We start from the raw sequence: 16,703 nt of genomic DNA, 5'->3' as shown, positions 1-16,703 counted from the left end.
CGGTTATGCCCATCAGCGCATAGAGTGCCGTGTCGGTCTGGGAATGGCCGAGCGGGCGGGATTTATGGCCGCTACTGGGCCGGAAGCCGACAGACAGCTTTTAGCAGTCAGTTTCGGAAAGCGGACGTTCTCGATGTCGGTCGCCTGAGCCGCGGGAATTGGGCCGGTCATCGCCGTTGGTTCGCGTAGCTGATTGATTGAGGCTTGACCCCCGCGGAAACGTTCAGGCGCAGCCCGAAACCGCTGCGACCTTCAGCTGCTGATGATATTGCCGGGCCAGCCGGCAATTCTGACCGCTCCTAAATATATGGCGTAACGGGGGTCTGCGCGTCGGCGCGCTTGGACTAGCCCTTGGGCACCGCTACTGTGGGGTGTAAACCTTTTGATTCCGGTAGCATGACCATCGAAAACGAAACCCTCCGACTTGCCGCGCTCGCGCGTTACGAGATGCTCGACACGCCGCGCGAGAAGGAGTTCGACGATATCGCTGCACTGGCATCGGCGATCTGCCAAGCGCCGATCGCCGTCGTGAATCTGGTCGGTGATGGTCGCCAGTTTTTCAAGGCCGAGGTCGGCCTCGGCGTCCGCGAAACGCCCCTCGAGAGTTCGTTTTGTGCGAAGGCCCTCCTAGAGCAGGACATGCTCGTTGTTCCTGATGCGACGGCCGACTCGCGCTTCGCCTGCAACCCGCTGGTCACCGGCGAGCCTCACATCGCGTTCTACGCCGGCGTGCTGCTCAAAACAGACGACGGCTTTCCGATAGGCACGCTGTGCGTGCTCGACTTCGCGCCGCGAGAGCTGACCCTGGTACAGCTCGAGGCTTTACGGGTGCTGGCGCGTCACGCGATGGCCGCGTTCGACCTCCGCCTAGCATCCCGCAACGCGGAACGCGACAATTCTAGGCACCGGGCCATTGTCGACAGCGCGACGGACTTCGCCATCGTGGTCACCGACCTGGACGGCGTCATCACCGACTGGAGCGCCGGCGCCACCTTGATCTTCGGCTGGGCCGAGCGGGAGATGCTGGGCCAACCCATTGCGCGCATCTTCACGCCGGAAGACGTCGAGGCCGGAGTACCGGCGCAGGAAATGCGGAGCGCTGTGCGGCAGGGGCGCGGCATCGACGAGCGCTGGCATGTGCGCATGGACGGCGGACGCTTCTGGGCGAGTGGAGAACTATCGCCGCTTCGCGATGAAGCGGGCAGCCACACTGGCTACGTGAAAGTGCTGCGAGATCGGACCGAGCAGCATGTGACGATGCAGGCATTGGGGGACGCGCAGCGGCGACTGCGTCTGGCCCAGCAGGCCGGCGGTGTGGGCATCTTCGAGGTCGACGCCCAGGGCACTCTGCGCGGTACGCCGGAGTTCTGCCGCCTTTACGGCCTGGAGGAATGCGACGAAGCGCCGGCTGCCGACTTCGAGCAGCTGATCATTCCCGAGGACCGGGCATTGGTCTCGGACCGCCAGTCACGGGCCGCCGGCACCGCCCCGCTGGACGTCCAGTACCGCATCCGTCGAGCCGACGACGGCGAGTTGCGGTGGATAGCGCGTCGCGGCGAGATACAGCGGAACGACGCGGGCGAGCCGGTCGGGTTCGCCGGCGTCGCGCTGGATATCACGGACCGGTTGCGCGATCAGCACGACCTCGCGACGGAACGCGAGTTGCTCGCGCAGATGTTCGAGCAGGCGCCGACGTTCATGGCGCTACTCGAAGGACCCGACCACCGGTTCGCGCGCGTGAACCCCGGCTACCTGCGCCTGATTGGGGGCCGCGAGGTACTGGGCATGACGGTCGCGGAGGCCCTGCCCGAGGCGGCGGGCCAGGGCTTCCTCGAACTGCTCGACGAGGTCTTCCGATCCGGGCGACCCTATGCGGCGGATGGCCAGCTCTTCGCCAGCCAGCCGGTGGCGGGCGGCCCGGTCGACAACCGCTATCTCGACTTCGTCTATCAGCCAATCCGCGATGCAGCCGGAGAGATCACGGGCATTTTCGTCGAGGGCGCGGACGTGACCGACAGGACGCGTGCAGCCGCTGCCGCGGCCGCTGCGGACGAGCGCTATCGCACGGTCATGGAGGCGATCGACGTCGGCTTCTGCGTGATCGAGATGAAGTTCGACGAGGATAAGCGCGCGATCGACTACCGGATCGTCGAGGGCAATCCCGCCTTCGAGCGGCAGACCGGGCTCGCCGACGCCACCGGCAAATGGGTGAGCGACGTTGCGCCGGGCTTGGAAGCGCACTGGTTCGAACTGTACGGAAGGGTCGCGCTCACGGGCGAGCCGGCTCACTTCGAGAACTCGGCCAGCGTTCTCGGCCGCTGGTACGATGTGCGTGCCTTGCGCATCGGCGATGCCGACGATCGCCGGGTCGCCGTGTTCTTCAGCGACATCTCGGATCGCAAGCGGATGGAGGAGCGGCTCCACCACCTTAACGCTACCTTGGCGGAGCAGGTCGAGACCAGGACGCAGGATCGCGATCGCATGTGGCGCCTCTCGACGGACGTCATGCTGGTTGCGGGGTTCGACGCCCGCGTGGTGGCGGTCAACCCGGCATGGACCACGCTACTGGGGTGGGACGCAGACGAGCTGATCGGGATGGACTTCCTCAAGCTCGTACATCCCGATGATGTCGAGAGCACCCTTGCCGAGGTTGCCAATCTCGAGAATGGCGCAACGACGCTGCGCTTCGTGAACCGCTACCGCCACCGCGACGGACACTATCTGTGGCTTTCGTGGACCGCCGTGCCCGACGCAGCGCATATCCACGCCGTCGGTCGCGATATCACGGCTGAACGGGAACAGGCCGAGGCGCTCGCAAAGACCGAGGAGGCTTTGCGTCAGGCGCAGAAGATGGAGGCGGTCGGCCAGCTGACCGGCGGCATTGCACACGACTTCAACAACATGCTGACCGGCGTCATTGGTAGCCTCGACCTAATCCAGCGCAATCTCGCCAACGGCAGGCCAGAGCGGGTCGAGCGCTACATCGATGCGGCGACCACGTCGGCGCAGCGCGCCGCCGCGCTGACCGCCCGGCTGCTTGCCTTTGGGCGCCGCCAGTCGCTCGATCTGCAGCCGACCGACGTCAACACGCTCGTCAGCGGCATGGAGGATTTGCTCCAGCGGACACTGGGCGAGCAGATTGCCCTCGAGGTGCACCTCTCGACCAACGCTTGGCCGGCATGCACCGACGCCAATCAGCTGGAGAGCGCCCTGCTGAACCTATGCATCAACGCGCGCGACGCGATGCCTGACGGGGGCAAGCTGACCGTCGAGACCCGCAACGAGCATCTCGATGAGCGTTACGCCAAAGATCACAGTGAGGTGGACCCGGGCGATTACCTCGCGCTGTCAGTGTCCGACACCGGCATCGGCATGTCGGCAGCGACGCTGGAGAAGGTGTTCGAGCCGTTCTTCACTACCAAGCCGGTTGGTCAGGGCACCGGCCTCGGCCTTTCCATGATCTACGGCTTCGCGCGGCAATCCGGCGGGCACGTACGCATCTACAGCGAGCTCGGTCAGGGAACGACCATCAAGCTGTACGTACCGCGATACCGCGGCGAGGTGGAAGTCGGCAACGAGGGAGCGAACGAGACCCCGCTGGGTGCCGGCGAGACCGTCATGATCGTCGAGGACGACCCCTCGGTGCGATTGATCGTGCTCGAGGTGCTGGAGGAGCTTGGATATACCGCAATCGAAGCGATCGACGCGCGTAACGCCATCCCCATCCTTCAGTCGGGCAGGCGCATCGATCTTCTAGTGTCCGACGTCGGATTGCCGGGCATGAACGGGCGGCAGCTGGCGGAAGTGGCGCGGGAGACGCGGCCTGGTCTGCGCGTGCTGTTCATCACCGGCTATGCGCAGAACGCCGCGGTGCGGGGAGGCTTCCTCGATCATGGCATGGATATGATGACGAAGCCGTTCGCGATCGACGCGTTGGCCACCAAGATACAGCAGATGCTGCGAATGGAGGCCACCCTTTCGGAACCGCAGGACAGCTAAAGTCGTTCTGATTGACCGTGCGAAGAGTGTTTCAGTGACCCAGCCAAGCCTAAACAGAATCCTCATCGTCGAGGACGAGATGATTGTGCGCCTGATCGGCAGCGACACGCTGACCGACGCTGGCTACGACGTGGTCGAGGCAGGCAGCGCGGACGAGGCGTTGCGGATACTGGAGCGGCACGGCGACGTAGAGGTTCTCTTCACCGACATCCGGATGCCGGGCACGATGGATGGGCTTGAACTCGCGCGCGTGGTTCACGAGCGATGGCCCGCGATGAAGATTCTGATCACGTCGGGCGACACCTTCCCACCTCGTAGCGCGATCGCCGATGACGGCCGGTTTCTTCCCAAGCCATACAGCACCGAGGTTCTCCGCCGCGAGATAGACACGTTGCTGACGCTGTAGTGCGCACGGGGGTGATTAGCTTGGCCGGAAGATGCTGAGCTTCTTGGCGGGTGGTGGTGAGATGGGCTCGGCGATCCGCGCCCATGACTGGGCTGCAACCCCTCTTGGGCCGCCAGTGCAATGGCCGACGTCGTTGAAGGCGCTGGTGAGTGTCCTGCTGGATGCGAAGCAGCCCATGTTCGTGGTCTGGGGCGCAGACAAGCTGCTGCTCTACAACAACGGATATGCCGACGTCCTGGCCGGCAAACACCCCGAGGCGCTGGGTCGCCCCTTCCTGGATGTCTGGTCGGAGATCAGAGCCGATCTGCATCCGATCGTTGACCAGGCCTACGCTGGCAGCGCGGTTCACATGGACGACATCACGCTGATCATGGAGCGCCGGGGCTTTGTGGAGGAGACGCACTTCGCGTTCTCCTACACGCCCATCCGTGGCGATCAGGGATCGGTCGAGGGCTTCTTCTGCGCCTGCACCGAGATCACCGAGCAGGTGCTTTCCGACAGGCAGTCAGCAGCCGAACGGGAGGGTCTGTTCAGGCTCTCGCGCGACCTGTTCGCGGTGGCGACCTTCGATGGTCACCTGCGGTCAGTGAACCCCGCTTGGTCAAACGTCCTCGGCCGATCCGACGAGGAACTCCTCGCACGACTTTTTGCGGAGATCATCCACCCGGACGATCTCGCCACGACTGCGGATGTCGTCACGGCGCTCAGCCGGGGCGAGCCTGTTCACCAGTTTCACGTCCGCCTGCTGAAGGCGGACGGTGATGCCGTCTCGTTCGCCTGGTCGGCGGTGCCGGACGCGCGTTTTAACGGTACCTTCTACACCGTGGGACGCGACATCACCGAGGATCTCCGCCGCGAGGAGATGTTGCGCCAGAGCCAGAAGATGGAGGCGGTCGGACAGTTGACCGGTGGCCTTGCCCACGACTTCAACAACCTGCTTGCCGGTATCTCCGGCTCGCTGGAACTGATCAGCTTGCGACTGGCGCAGGGCCGGGTCGCCGACGTCGAGAAGTACGCGACGGCGGCGAAGGGCGCCGCCAGTCGGGCAGCGGCGCTGACCCATCGGCTCCTCGCCTTCTCCCGGCGGCAGACACTCGCCCCGAAGCCGACAGACGTAAAAGCGCTGGTGCTAGGCATGGAAGATCTGGTCAGCCGGACGATCGGACCGACCATTGAGCTGGAGACCGTGCACGCCGCAGGATTGTGGCCTAGCATGATCGACCCCAGTCAGCTGGAGAATGCGATTCTCAACATGTGCATCAACGCACGTGATGCGATGCCGGACGGAGGCAAGATCACCATCGAGACCGGAAATCGCTGGCTTGACGAGCGCACCGCGAAGGAACGGGGACTGGATGCCGGCCAGTACATCTCGCTCTGCGTCTCCGACAATGGCACCGGTATGGCGCCGGAGGTTATCGCCAAGGCCTTCGATCCGTTCTTTACCACCAAGCCGATCGGCGTGGGGACCGGCCTCGGACTGTCGATGATCTACGGGTTCGCGCAGCAGTCGGGCGGGGCGGTCAGGATCTACTCCGAACCGGACCAGGGGACGATGGTGTGCATTTACCTGCCCCGTCACTGGGGTGAAACCGAGCGGGGCAAGGAAGTTGCCGATGCCCCCGTCGCGCCTCGCGGCGACGGAGAGACAGTACTGGTCGTGGACGACGAGCCGACCGTACGCATGCTGGTAGCAGAGGTGCTGTCAGACCTTGGCTACAATGCCATTGAGGCGGAGGACGGCCCATCAGGGCTGAAGGTACTGAACTCTACGGCGCGCATCGATCTTCTCGTTACCGACGTCGGCCTTCCCGGCGGGCTCAACGGCCGTCAGGTCGCCGACGCCGCCCGCCTTGCCCGGCCTGAAGGTACTCTTCATCACTGGCTACGCCGAGAACGCGGTGCTGAGCCACGGGCATCTCGATCCAGGCATGCATGTGATGACGAAGCCCTTCGCCATGGACGCGCTAGCCGCGCGGATTCGGCAGTTGATCGAGCCCTGACTGCGGCGGGAACGCTTACCGACATCGCGTCCTCCCCCAGGATCTGGCCGATGCGTCCTCGCGGCCCCACCATTAACGGCGGTTTTTTTGCGCGCGCGTCAGCGAGGTTCGTGACCGGATCGAAGCGACTGTGGGCGTGCCATGAGACGTTCGCGACCAAGCGAACGGCAGGTTTCGGGATCAATATAATCGATGCTGAGTGTCCGATAGTGGGCGCCTAGCTGCCGCAGCAAAGCTGGGACTGGTTGTCCATTCAAAGATCGATCAGCCCGGCCGCACATGGATCGAACGCGGAACCGCCGCCGGGCACGGTGGGCGCCGGGACATAGGGCAGCAGATGAGCCAATCGCGGCTGGTTGCTGAATATCCATCCGGCCAGTTCGCGCCAGTGCTCGATGCCCAACCCCGGTGCCTGTGTCGACCGCCACATCTGGGCGGCGAGCCATGTCGATACGACGTCGGATTCGCAGTAGCGCTCGATGCGCCCGTAATCGCCCTGCGCCGCGAGCGCGGCGACACTGCTGCCAGCGATGTCGAGTTTCGCCGGGATACCAAAGCCTGCGCATACATCGACCAGCCGCGGTCTGACCGCAGCGCCGTAGCTGGTGATCTCATCCATGAGATCCGTATGGAACCCAGCGTTCGCCCGATTACCGGCGCGCAATAGGCTCGGCACATATTCGCCGGTCAAGGCGGCCCGGGCGAGTAGTACCGGGATATCGAACCCGCGTCCGTTGTACGTGATCACGCCACGACATTTCTCAAGCCGCCGCTCGACCTCGGCGACGATGGCGCGCTCCGACATCGCCGAGCGTGAGAAGGTCTCGACTTCGAGACGGTGCCGCTGGTCGCGGTCGCGATCAACCGTCAGCAGCGATACACACAGCAATTGGTGCAGCGGCCATGCCGGGAACCCGTCCGCCGGATCAACGGCGGCGCGTTCGCAGGCGGCGGGATCGGCGATCGTTTCGATATCGAGTACGATAATAGTCATTTTTCATCTCCTGTGTTGAGGCACAGGAACCTTCCCCTTTGCACGTCACCTTCACTAAGCAGCACGCGCGACGACAATAGCGCTCAATCCGCGCTTTTCGCGGCCTGTCTCTCATGCTATCTTTCGCTGGTCGGATGCTTTGACGACGCGTGCATTCGATCGGGTAGTGTTGGCGCAGGTCTGGGCGCCAAAGGAGAAGCAGCGGGGCGCAGTCAACCCCCAGTCGGTCGCGGGCCATCCCTGAGTGTGGCTCAGCCCCTAGAAAGGGCTAACCTCACGAGATCGCTCCCGGACCGCGATCCATAGCCAGGGCTATGGTCGCATGCCGCGTAAAGTTCGCAAGCCCCCGAAGGCGCCCCAGATCCGCCGCGTCCTGACACGCGCCGAGCGCGCCACCGCTGCCGCCCGTAACGTTGCATTGTTCGACCGGCATGAGCTGGCCCAGATCGTGGCCGCCTTCATTCTCGATACGGGCCAGGGTTCCAAATCGTTGCCAGCCCCGATCCGCGCCGCTGTCGAACTCAGGAACGCAGCAGTGCGCCACCCCTTGTCCAGCCTGCACTTCGGGACGCTGCCTGGCGATTACAAGGCGATCCGCGAGCAGTTGCTCGCGATCATTTCAACTGAGGCAAGTTCGGTCTTCGCCAAGGATGATGCACTCTTCTGGATCACCAGCGACTGGCTGGGCGATCGTCTCGACGCCCATGCCGAGGCGCTGGACGAACTGCGCGAGACGCATCCCCGCATCTTCCGGGCGTTGTTCGAACGTCAGTTGCGCTTGGCAGCGCGGCTAGGCACGCAAGCCGGGATCGACCGGTCCAGGCTGAAGCACCTGCTATGCGATCATGCGCGTATCCTGCTGATCGGCATGGCGCACGATAATATCGCGCACATCCGTCGCCTCGCCATCAGCCCGCACGGACGGCATTTCGCGGGCTACACCGTCTGGAAGTCCGCCGGCCACGTCCTGCTGACATCGGTTGCCGAACCGGCGATCGCGGTCAGCGAGCTGATCGCGCGGGCACCGACGATGAGCGGTGATGATGATGCAGTCCGCAAGAAGCTGCTTGGCGACAAATTGCTTGCCAGCGGCGCAGCCGGTGACTTCGTGTGGGCGGTCGCGATCGAGGTCCGCGCGATGCTGCGCCGGGCGGCTTGTGCCGATGCGCGCGTGACCACCAAGCTTGGCGCGATCGCCAACGCGGTCGCCGCTGTCGCCGGGATTACCAACCGCGATATCTTCGAGCAGAACCTGACCCAGACCAGCATGAGCGGCTTCTGGTTCGGGCTCGAGTCCAGCGAGGCCGCCACGTTCGTGGCGATCGATCTGATCAAGGCGCTGAATGCGGTCGAGGCGCTGGTCGAGGCGGTGCTGGACCAGCGCGCGCACGAGGCACACGCGACCAAACCCTCCAGGACCAAAACCATCTTCGTCGCGACCGTACTCAGGGCGGCGGGGCAGCCGGATCGCGAGGCGGCACAGCTGGGCACCGCGCGTGGCGGCGATGGTGGGCTCGATCCGGCCAACAAGGGTTCACGCGGACCGCTTGCGTCGCTCCAGGTCAAGCTGCGCGATCCCGTGATCGCCGAGCGCGCGTCGCGGACGTTCGGCATCGATCCCGTCGCGCTATTCCGCCGGTGATCGTCATGCGGTTCGGGTTACCCCTGCGACGTTCACGAATCGGGCGATGCTCCATGCGTGAGCAACCTCGATCCCTTGCCTTTCGTCGACGACCGGCTGCCGGACGCGTTCGCGCTCGACCGCTCGGAATCGGAGTGGCTCCTCACCCTGCTGAGCGCGGACGAGCTTCGCTACATCTTCGAAGGACCGGACGAGGGAGAACCCGTCGTTGGCGTGCAGCCGTCGCCCGCCCCGGCCAGTCCCGCTGTCGCCGCGACCGCGCAAGTCTGACCAAGTGAAGGAGTAATCATGCATATCATGTGCGACGAGATGTGGAACAGCGTCGAAATCTACGGCCCGCAAAGCGGGATCGATCGCTTCAAGCGGCGCTTCATCTTCCCCGCGCCGGCCAACAACTGGGCAGGCAGCACCCACGCGATCGAGCTTTGCCGGATCGGCGGTGACGACACCTGGAACTTCCGTGAAACTTTTCCGGCCGAGCCCGGCTATTATTCGTTCGCGTTCGATACGCTCGCGATCTTCCCGACAGGCACGTTCGAGGATCTGGCCAAGCTGTTCCCGACGCTGGCCTTCGACTGCGAGTGCATCGCGGACGACGATCGCTCGATGGGCTATGGCTGGTTCAACACGCCGCCTGGCGGCGAGGATTTTCGCGACGATTACGACGTGCCTGCGGACTATTGGACCGTCAGGGGCTACAAGCGCTCGCCAGCCGGACAGCGGCGCCACGAGATGGTCGTCGCGGCGTTGCGGCAGAGGCTGCGCGAGACGGACAGCATCAATGGACCGCAATCGAACGCGTGATCCCCGTTCGCAAACTGACGTGTCGGACGCTGGGTTGCTACCGTTCCCGTGCACAAACCGGCTCCGCTATAATGTTGAAAGGTCTCGCCGATGCCGACACCGAAGATCGAACGCGCGCTCGGCTATGTCCGGGTATCGACCCAGCGCCAGGCCGAGGGCGGGATCAGCCTCGATAACCAGCAGGAGCGGCTGACCACGCATTATGCGCAGCGCGGCGTCGAATTGATCGATATCTACCGCGACGCCGGCCTCAGCGGCACCACCGACAGCCGACCCGGCCTCCAGGCGTTGTTCGAACATGCGTTGCGGCAAGGGAGCGGCGTCACCGAGATCGGTGTGTACAGTTTCTCCCGGCTGTTCCGCGATCATTATCTGCTCGAGCATTACCGCCGGAGACTGAAGCGCGCCGGGGTGCGCATCGTCGCCATCACCCAGGATGTCGGGCAGGATGCCGAAGGCGATCTCGTCCGCTCGGTCCTCTCCAACTTCGACGAATATCAGTCGCGCCAGACCGCCAAGTTCACCCGCGACACCATGCGGCGCAACGCGGCCGACGGCTATTGGAACGGCGCGATCCCGCCGTTCGGCTACACGACCGAGATCGCCGAGATGCGCGGACACAAGGCCAGGAAGCGGCTGGCGATCGAACCCTCCGAGGCGCTGATGGTCCAGCAGATCTTCCGCATGAAGCGGCTGGGCATCGGGCGCGGCCCAATGGGATACAAGAAAATCGTCTGCCATCTGAACGCGACCGGCGCGACCCTGCGGGGGCGCAAGTGGCATGTCTCCAACGTCCGCGACATCCTCACCCGCTCGACTTATCGCGGCAAGCATCTGTACGGCGTCCACGACACGCGCAACGGCGTCAGGCGGCCCGAGGAGGAATGGCAGGAGATCGCGGCGCCGGTCATCATCCCCGAGGCCGAATGGCTCGAGGTCCAGGCCGGCATCGTCCGCAATGCCCGCCACATCACCGCGCCGACGTTCGTGTCGGGACCGACCATGCTCGCCGGTATCGCCAAGTGCGGTCACTCCGAATGTGGCAACGCCCTGACCATCGCGACCGGCAAGGGCGGTCGCTACCGCTATTATCGCTGTTCGCGCAACCTGCGGCGCGGCGAGACCGCCTGTGAAGGCACAAGCATCCGCGACCAGAAGCTCGAGACGATCGTGATCGACGCAATGGCCGAGCGGCTGCTCCGTCCTGAGCGGCTGCAGCAGCTTCTTGCAAATCTACTCGACGACAGCTCCGCCGCCGTGCGCGAGCGGCAGGCGCATCTCAAGGCATTGCGCACCGAGCGAACGCGGGTCGACGGCGCGATCCAGAACATGTTCGACTTTATCGAGCAGGGCGTTGTCTCTGCCCGCGACATGGACTTTGCGGCGCGGCTCGCCGCCCAGCGCACCCGCCGCGCCGATCTCGAACAGGAAATCCTTCTGGTCGAACGCCAGCTCTCCGCCGCCGACCGGCGGGTAACACCAGAAGCCATCGATCGGCTCGGCGAGGTCATCCTGGCCAAGCTACGCTCCGATGACCCGACCCTGCGCCAGGGCTATGCGCGCCGGTTTATCGCCAAGGTTGTGGTCGCGCCGCAGCTGATCACCATCACCGGGCCGATCAAGTCGCTCGAAATCGCCGCCAACGGCGGTCCCGATCATCAAGCACCTATGGTGCCCTCGCTTGATCGGGAATGGTGCCGCTTACAGGACTCGAACCTGTGACCCCCGCATTACGAAGGCCTCTGACGCAACCGGCAAAAGTCGAGGTTTTCCGCCGCTTTTGTACCGTTCGAGGCACCAGCGTTCGCCCACTCCCACGCCAGACCCAAACACAGCTGAGTTGGTGTTTCGGCAGTTCCCTTGCCAAAGCCATTTCCAATGGGAGCAGCGCTAAATTTGACCTGCGCCATACCTCAACGGGCGCTGGCGTTTCACGTCCGCATTGGGATGCTCAACGCCCTTTGCGCTGACCAGCGTGACGAATGTCGGATGACAACGGTTGTACTGGCCGTAGACGGTCAGACCGGGTTTCGCACTGGACCTGCTCGCCGGATCGTCGGAGGCAACAGCACGCAACGTTTCGCTCGCACATTGCGTTTATTTCGAATATCACTTATATCTCATCCGCCACCGGAGACGCTTCCATGACCCTGCCAGCCTTCGCCGAACCATTTGGCGATCGCCTTCCCAGTGCGGATGATCGGCGATCGGCGGATCAATTGCGTCGGCTGATCGCCCAGCATGCCGCAGGTGATGCGACGCTGAAGGTCATCGATCGCGATGTTCAGCGGCCGGTCGAGATCACGCTCACGCCGGCTATGTCAGACTTGCTGCTCGATCTGCTTCGTCAGATCGGCAGCGGCCATGCGGTGACCCTCGTTCCGATCCGCGAAATGCTGACCACGCAGCAGGCGGCTGACTTGCTCAATGTGTCACGCCCGTACCTGATCGGCCTACTCGACAAGAAAGTTCTGCCGCACACCTTCACCGGCCGACATCGCCGTATTCGCGCCGAAGACGTGTTTGCTTACAAAGCGCAGCGCGATGCGCAGCGTTCTGCCGCGCTGTCGGATTTGGCCGAAAGCGACGCCGATCTGCTGTAGATGTTCGCGAACCGCTACACCGCACTGATCGACGCCTGCTCGTTAGCGGACGCTCTAAAGCGCAACCTGTTGCTGACGCTTGCCGAGGCAGAGTTCTTCCGCGTTCGCTGGTCGGCCCAGATTCTCGATGAGACTGAGTGGGCGATTGTCCGAATGGCGACCGCCAAGGGCTTGGACGATTCGGCATCGAGAGGGTCGCGCGCGCGGGATGCAATGAAACGCGCCTTTCCCGAAGCAGATGTCGGGGACTTCACGCCGCTAATGAGCGCAGCAGCGGGTTTACGCGACACGAATGATCATCATGTGCTGGCCGCCGCGTTGAAGACCCAGGCACAAACGATCGTGACCGAGAACCTGCGCGACTTTCCTGCCGAGACGCTCACGCCATTTGGCATTGAGGCCCGAAGCGCCGACGACTTCATCGCCGACACTGTAGCGCTCGACATTGGCCGCGCCGTACCGGCAATCCGGGCCATGCGACTGCGGCTCAAGCGGCCGGCGATCGATGGGGAGCGACTACTGCTGGACATGGAAGCGCGCGGCCTGACTGCGACTAGTGATGTCCTCGCACCCTATGTCGCGTCATTCTAGACGGCCGAAGTGCTGACCCGCCCCAGTTTCGACATCTAACGCAAAGTAAAATTGCTTGCATGGCGGCGCCTAGTTGACCTTAAACGACGTGCCAAGCACGTTTAGCGTTGCGCCATCCGTGCGAACAATTAGGACCGCGCCTTCGCCGATGGGCACGGTAACACCATAAGCCGTACTCGTCATTGTCGCGCCGTTGGAGTGATATGCCGTCCCTCCCGCCGATCCGCTCCAGGCGGTCCGCCCGTTCGAATAGTAGACCGTACCCCCCGGAGAGCCACTGTAGGCGGTAGTACCATTGTTGTGATAAACGGTACCGCCTGGTAAGCCGCTCCAAGCTGTTCTACCGTTGGAATGGTACACCGTGCCGCCAAGAGAACCGCTCCAGGCTGTTTTGCCGTTGGCGTAGTACAACGTCGAACTGCTCTGGCCAGCCTCGTGCGCGACACCACCAGTGACTTGCTCGCCATTTCTCGCCTCAAGTTGTGCTCGTAGCTCTTGGTTTTCTTTTTCCAGATGGCTGCCACAGCCCGCAAGAAGCATTGCCAATGTAGCAGACATTATGGGAATCAATAGACGCCGCCAAGGCATAACGCCCATTTTCTGCCTTTTCATACTCAGTCCTTCATTCGGATGAAGTAGGCCACGTCAAAGCTGTTACGAAACTCAGACTTGATTTGATCAGCAACAACTTCATCCTTCACGTACTTATCAACAGATTCAAATAGCTCCATCAACTCCAACCGGCTGTCAATCAGGTTTGGCAAATTCCGTGCTTTCGCTATTCCATCAAAAGCCCGGTAAACAGCTACCGACTGCGCTGGCTTCAACGGACGCTCTATTTTAGCAAGAAACTTGCTTAGAATTGCAGATAGCTGTTGCTTGCTTACTGATTTGAAATATCGTTGAATATACAGAATTGGATCAATCGCCGCTGGAATCTTCATCTCGTCGCGTGGTTCGCCGCAAGCTCTCAGAAGAAAAATCTCACCCTTAGTTCCCGGGATGACGTCCTGAGCCTTTTTATTTCCCTCCACGACGGTGTTCTCGTTCGCCCCTTTGGGATAGACGTACTTTTTTGTTTCTGCGGTGCGGCGCTTGCAGTCATACTCTTCAAGAATGAGGTCATACGAGATATCTCCCGGTGCCTCCTGAACTTGCGACCTCCATGCGCGCCGCTTTCCGTCTGACGCTTCGATCCATCGAAAGTCCATCAATTGGACTGACCGCCTTGGCTTTTCGCCTTCGACGTAAATTACCCGCCAGTCAGACTGACCAGATGCGCCCATCAGTCGTAATTTGCGAGGTGTGGGCGCAGGGGATGGGTTCGCGGAAGTTTGGGGCGCAGAGCTCCGGGCGGCGACAGGTGCCGTCGCTCCGTCAGTGCCTGACCTAGTTTCTACGGGCGAGCCGCCGCATCCCGCCAATGCAAGCGCCATTGCCACCGTCAGCATCCGTTTCATAAAAACTCCCCCTCCGCAACGCGCCCCTTCGCGATGTCACTTCGCCACTTCAATCACTGTCCCAAAGGACGTTATTCTGACACCATCCTCTCGTGCACAGCTAGAGGGTGTCGGCAACGGCTTCTTCTGATGAAATCTGTCGATTGTTCGCCCTAACGGTACCGTCCTCCATAGCATCTGTCTGTACCGTCGAAACTCGTGCGAGACCCGTTGTACTCGCCGCCGCAGGCAACATCATTGCCATGAAAGCTTTCGATGGACCCGTTGTATCGGCCACCAGCACAGACATTCTTTCCGTCAAAACTCGATGCGGTCCCATCGTACTCACCCCCACACGCAACGTGCGTACCTTTAAAGCTGGAAATAGACCCGTTGTATCTGCCGCCAGCGCAAACACGGTACCCGTCAAAACTCGCCGCGGTCCCGTTGTACTCGCCGCCACACGCAACGTCAGTGCCTTTGAAACTTGAGATCGAACCGTTATACTTACCCCCGGCGCAGACCCAGTAGCCGTTGAAGCTCGCTCTCGTACCATCGTAGTCGCAGCCGCACTCGACCCCACCTTCACTGGTTTCGCGCGATCCGCTGAGTCCCGGCACGCAATGCTGCAAGGGGCGATCGGGCGGTGATAAGACTTCGGGCTCTGCTGCTTCGGACAAACCACCTTCCGCCGAGGCTTGCAACGGAGCGGGCGTCAACGGCGGAGCCGCTTGCGTTTTTTGGTTTTCATCACCGGCCGAGTAATTCGTCACAGTTGTAGGATAGCTATCCAGTGACCAGTATCGCGCGGCGACAAACAGTGAAACGATCACTGCGATAATGAACCAAACGCTGCGACTAAACTTTTTCACCGAGTGACCTGCTCCCCTTTTCTCCTCCACTCATAAGTAGAGTCCGGGGTTGCCAGGGTGCCCTGGCGGGTGGGGTTATGCAACCCGCCTGGCAGCATCGGCGGGCGTCAGCCCGCCTATCCCGCTATGCGGCCGCACGTGGTTGTAGTCGTCGCGCCATGCCCGCAGCACCGACCGCGCATGGCTCAGGGACGCGAACAGCGTCTCGTTCAGGCATTTGTCGCGCAAGCGACCATTAAAGCTCTCGACGTAGCCGTTCTGTTGCGGTTTGCCCGGCGCGATGTAATGCCACTCGATCTGCCGGTCCTGCGACCAGCGCAGGATTGCCAGACTGGTCAGCTCGGTCCCGTTGTCGCTGACGATCATCAGCGGCTTGCCGCGGACCGCGATAATCGCATCGAGCTCGCGCGCCACACGAGCACCCGACAGCGACGTATCGACGACCAGCGCGAGGTTCTCCCGCGTGAAGTCGTCCACCACGGCAAGGATGCGGATACGCCTGCTGCACACCAGCGTGTCGCTCATGAAGTCCAGGCTCCAGCGCTGGTTCGGCCCTTGCGGCAACGTCATCGGTGCCCTTGTGCCCATCGCTCGCTTGCGGCCGCGTCGGCGGCGCACACGCAGGTTCTCCTCGCGATATAGCCGCAGCAGCTTCTTGTGGTTCATCACGATGCCCTCGCGGGCCAGCATGATCCCCAGCCGCCGGTAGCCGAACCGGCGACGTTCAAGCGCGATCTCGCGAAGACGCGACCGCAGGTCGCCATCATCACCACGCCGATGCGCATAGCGCATCGACGATCGATCCACGCCAAGGATGGCACAGGCCCGACGCTCGCTGATTTCGAAGAGCTGCCGGACATCCTCGACAGCCCTTCGACGAGCGGCAGGCCTCACCAGTTTTTTGAGGCAACCTCCTTCAGCACCGCATTGTCGAGCAAGGCATCAGCGAGCAGCCGCTTCAGCCGTGCGTTCTCGTCCTCCAGCACCTTCAGCTTACGCGCCTGCGACACGTCCATGCCGCCATACGCCGCCTTCCACTTGTAGAACGTCGCACTGCTCACACCGTGCTTGCGGCACACGTCCGCCGTCTTCGAACCGGCCTCCTGCTCCCGCAAGATCCCAATAATCTGCTCCTCGGTAAACCTGCTGCGCTTCATCTTCGTCCTCCTTTATGAAGGACTCTAGCTCAGACTGGCGGAGTTTCAGGGGAGCAGGTCAAAGCTTGATCTGCCCCCCGCTGAGTGGCCCGGAGACTATGATAGTCTGGACCACGAAAGGGACATTGAATGCCGAGCAAGAAGCACAAGCCGGAAGAGATTATCGGCAAGCTGCGTGAAGTTGAGATCGTGC

General features: G+C 62.6%; 13 protein-coding genes. 9 read left to right on the top strand and 4 right to left on the bottom strand.

Features of this window, described 5'->3' with window-relative positions; translation table 11 throughout:
* Positions 1–396 precede the first annotated feature (396 nt).
* From BFL28_RS21250 to BFL28_RS11660, 3 genes are read left to right on the top strand one after another with little or no spacing between them, the layout of a single operon-like run.
* Positions 397–3,999, top strand: a complete 3,603-nt coding sequence (locus tag BFL28_RS21250; protein WP_079247095.1) for a PAS domain S-box protein — start codon at positions 397–399, stop codon at positions 3,997–3,999.
* A gap of 34 nt (positions 4,000–4,033) precedes the next feature.
* Positions 4,034–4,405 carry a response regulator gene (locus tag BFL28_RS11665; protein ID WP_206599109.1) on the top strand — a complete coding sequence of 124 codons (372 nt, stop codon included), beginning with the start codon at positions 4,034–4,036 and terminating at the stop codon, positions 4,403–4,405.
* Between the two features lie 31 nt (positions 4,406–4,436).
* A complete protein-coding gene (locus tag BFL28_RS11660) occupies positions 4,437–6,629 on the top strand; it encodes a hybrid sensor histidine kinase/response regulator (protein ID WP_420911765.1) in 2,193 nt (730 codons plus the stop codon).
* A gap of 32 nt (positions 6,630–6,661) precedes the next feature.
* On the opposite strand, the gene BFL28_RS11655 is transcribed toward BFL28_RS11660, so the two are convergent.
* Positions 6,662–7,402 carry a ribonuclease H-like domain-containing protein gene (locus tag BFL28_RS11655; RefSeq protein ID WP_069320748.1) on the bottom strand — a complete coding sequence of 247 codons (741 nt, stop codon included), beginning with the start codon at positions 7,400–7,402 and terminating at the stop codon, positions 6,662–6,664.
* Positions 7,403–7,724: 322 nt separating this feature from the next.
* On the opposite strand from BFL28_RS11655, the gene BFL28_RS11650 reads away from it, so the two are divergent.
* From BFL28_RS11650 to BFL28_RS11625, 6 genes are all read left to right on the top strand, one after another.
* Positions 7,725–9,044 (top strand): hypothetical protein, encoded by a 1,320-nt coding sequence (locus BFL28_RS11650; protein WP_069320747.1) that lies wholly within the window; start codon positions 7,725–7,727, stop codon positions 9,042–9,044.
* Positions 9,045–9,101: 57 nt separating this feature from the next.
* Positions 9,102–9,314 (top strand): hypothetical protein, encoded by a 213-nt coding sequence (locus tag BFL28_RS11645; RefSeq protein ID WP_069320746.1) that lies wholly within the window; start codon positions 9,102–9,104, stop codon positions 9,312–9,314.
* An 18-nt stretch (positions 9,315–9,332) separates the two neighbouring features.
* Positions 9,333–9,848: a hypothetical protein gene (locus BFL28_RS11640; RefSeq protein ID WP_131818639.1), complete on the top strand. Its 516-nt coding sequence runs from the start codon at positions 9,333–9,335 to the stop codon at positions 9,846–9,848.
* A gap of 90 nt (positions 9,849–9,938) precedes the next feature.
* Positions 9,939–11,570 (top strand): recombinase family protein, encoded by a 1,632-nt coding sequence (locus BFL28_RS11635; RefSeq protein ID WP_069320744.1) that lies wholly within the window; start codon positions 9,939–9,941, stop codon positions 11,568–11,570.
* A 260-nt stretch (positions 11,571–11,830) separates the two neighbouring features.
* Positions 11,831–12,451, top strand: a complete 621-nt coding sequence (locus tag BFL28_RS11630; RefSeq protein ID WP_241527302.1) for a helix-turn-helix domain-containing protein — start codon at positions 11,831–11,833, stop codon at positions 12,449–12,451.
* Complete coding sequence (locus tag BFL28_RS11625) at positions 12,452–13,042, top strand: PIN domain-containing protein (RefSeq protein ID WP_069320742.1); 591 nt, start codon at positions 12,452–12,454, stop codon at positions 13,040–13,042. It begins immediately after the preceding gene.
* A 69-nt stretch (positions 13,043–13,111) separates the two neighbouring features.
* Here BFL28_RS11625 and BFL28_RS20740 read toward each other — a convergent pair whose 3' ends face one another.
* The 3 genes from BFL28_RS20740 to BFL28_RS11615 all read right to left on the bottom strand — a co-directional run bounded on the left by BFL28_RS20740 (position 13,112) and on the right by BFL28_RS11615 (position 16,510).
* Positions 13,112–13,654, bottom strand: a complete 543-nt coding sequence (locus BFL28_RS20740) for an LPS-assembly lipoprotein LptE (protein ID WP_131818638.1) — start codon at positions 13,652–13,654, stop codon at positions 13,112–13,114.
* 2 nt (positions 13,655–13,656) lie between these two features.
* Positions 13,657–14,502, bottom strand: coding sequence for a hypothetical protein (locus tag BFL28_RS11620; protein WP_131818637.1), 846 nt, complete (start codon positions 14,500–14,502; stop codon positions 13,657–13,659).
* 926 nt (positions 14,503–15,428) lie between these two features.
* A protein-coding gene (locus tag BFL28_RS11615; RefSeq protein ID WP_119184591.1) for an IS3 family transposase occupies positions 15,429–16,510 on the bottom strand; the annotation gives its coding sequence in 2 pieces (ribosomal slippage) (positions 15,429–16,258 and positions 16,258–16,510; 1,083 coding nt in all).
* Between the last annotated feature and the right edge of the window lie 193 nt (positions 16,511–16,703).

The organism is Sphingomonas turrisvirgatae (assembly GCF_001721295.1).
Lineage (GTDB): Bacteria > Pseudomonadota > Alphaproteobacteria > Sphingomonadales > Sphingomonadaceae > Sphingomonas > Sphingomonas turrisvirgatae.
Note: the sequence above shows the minus strand (reverse complement) of the source record. Positions and strands in the feature narration are given on the sequence as shown.

Bases quoted from the DNA above. Each gene is read 5' to 3' on its own strand.
- BFL28_RS21250 (WP_079247095.1), top strand. From the start codon at position 397: ATGACCATCGAAAACGAAACCCTCCGACTTGCCGCGCTCGCGCGTTAC.
- BFL28_RS11660 (WP_420911765.1), top strand. From the start codon at position 4,437: ATGCTGAGCTTCTTGGCGGGTGGTGGTGAGATGGGCTCGGCGATCCGC.
- BFL28_RS11655 (WP_069320748.1), bottom strand. From the start codon at position 7,402: ATGACTATTATCGTACTCGATATCGAAACGATCGCCGATCCCGCCGCC.
- BFL28_RS11650 (WP_069320747.1), top strand. From the start codon at position 7,725: ATGCCGCGTAAAGTTCGCAAGCCCCCGAAGGCGCCCCAGATCCGCCGC.
- BFL28_RS11640 (WP_131818639.1), top strand. From the start codon at position 9,333: ATGCATATCATGTGCGACGAGATGTGGAACAGCGTCGAAATCTACGGC.
- BFL28_RS11635 (WP_069320744.1), top strand. From the start codon at position 9,939: ATGCCGACACCGAAGATCGAACGCGCGCTCGGCTATGTCCGGGTATCG.
- BFL28_RS11630 (WP_241527302.1), top strand. From the start codon at position 11,831: ATGTCGGATGACAACGGTTGTACTGGCCGTAGACGGTCAGACCGGGTT.
- BFL28_RS11625 (WP_069320742.1), top strand. From the start codon at position 12,452: ATGTTCGCGAACCGCTACACCGCACTGATCGACGCCTGCTCGTTAGCG.
- BFL28_RS20740 (WP_131818638.1), bottom strand. From the start codon at position 13,654: ATGAAAAGGCAGAAAATGGGCGTTATGCCTTGGCGGCGTCTATTGATT.
- BFL28_RS11620 (WP_131818637.1), bottom strand. From the start codon at position 14,502: ATGAAACGGATGCTGACGGTGGCAATGGCGCTTGCATTGGCGGGATGC.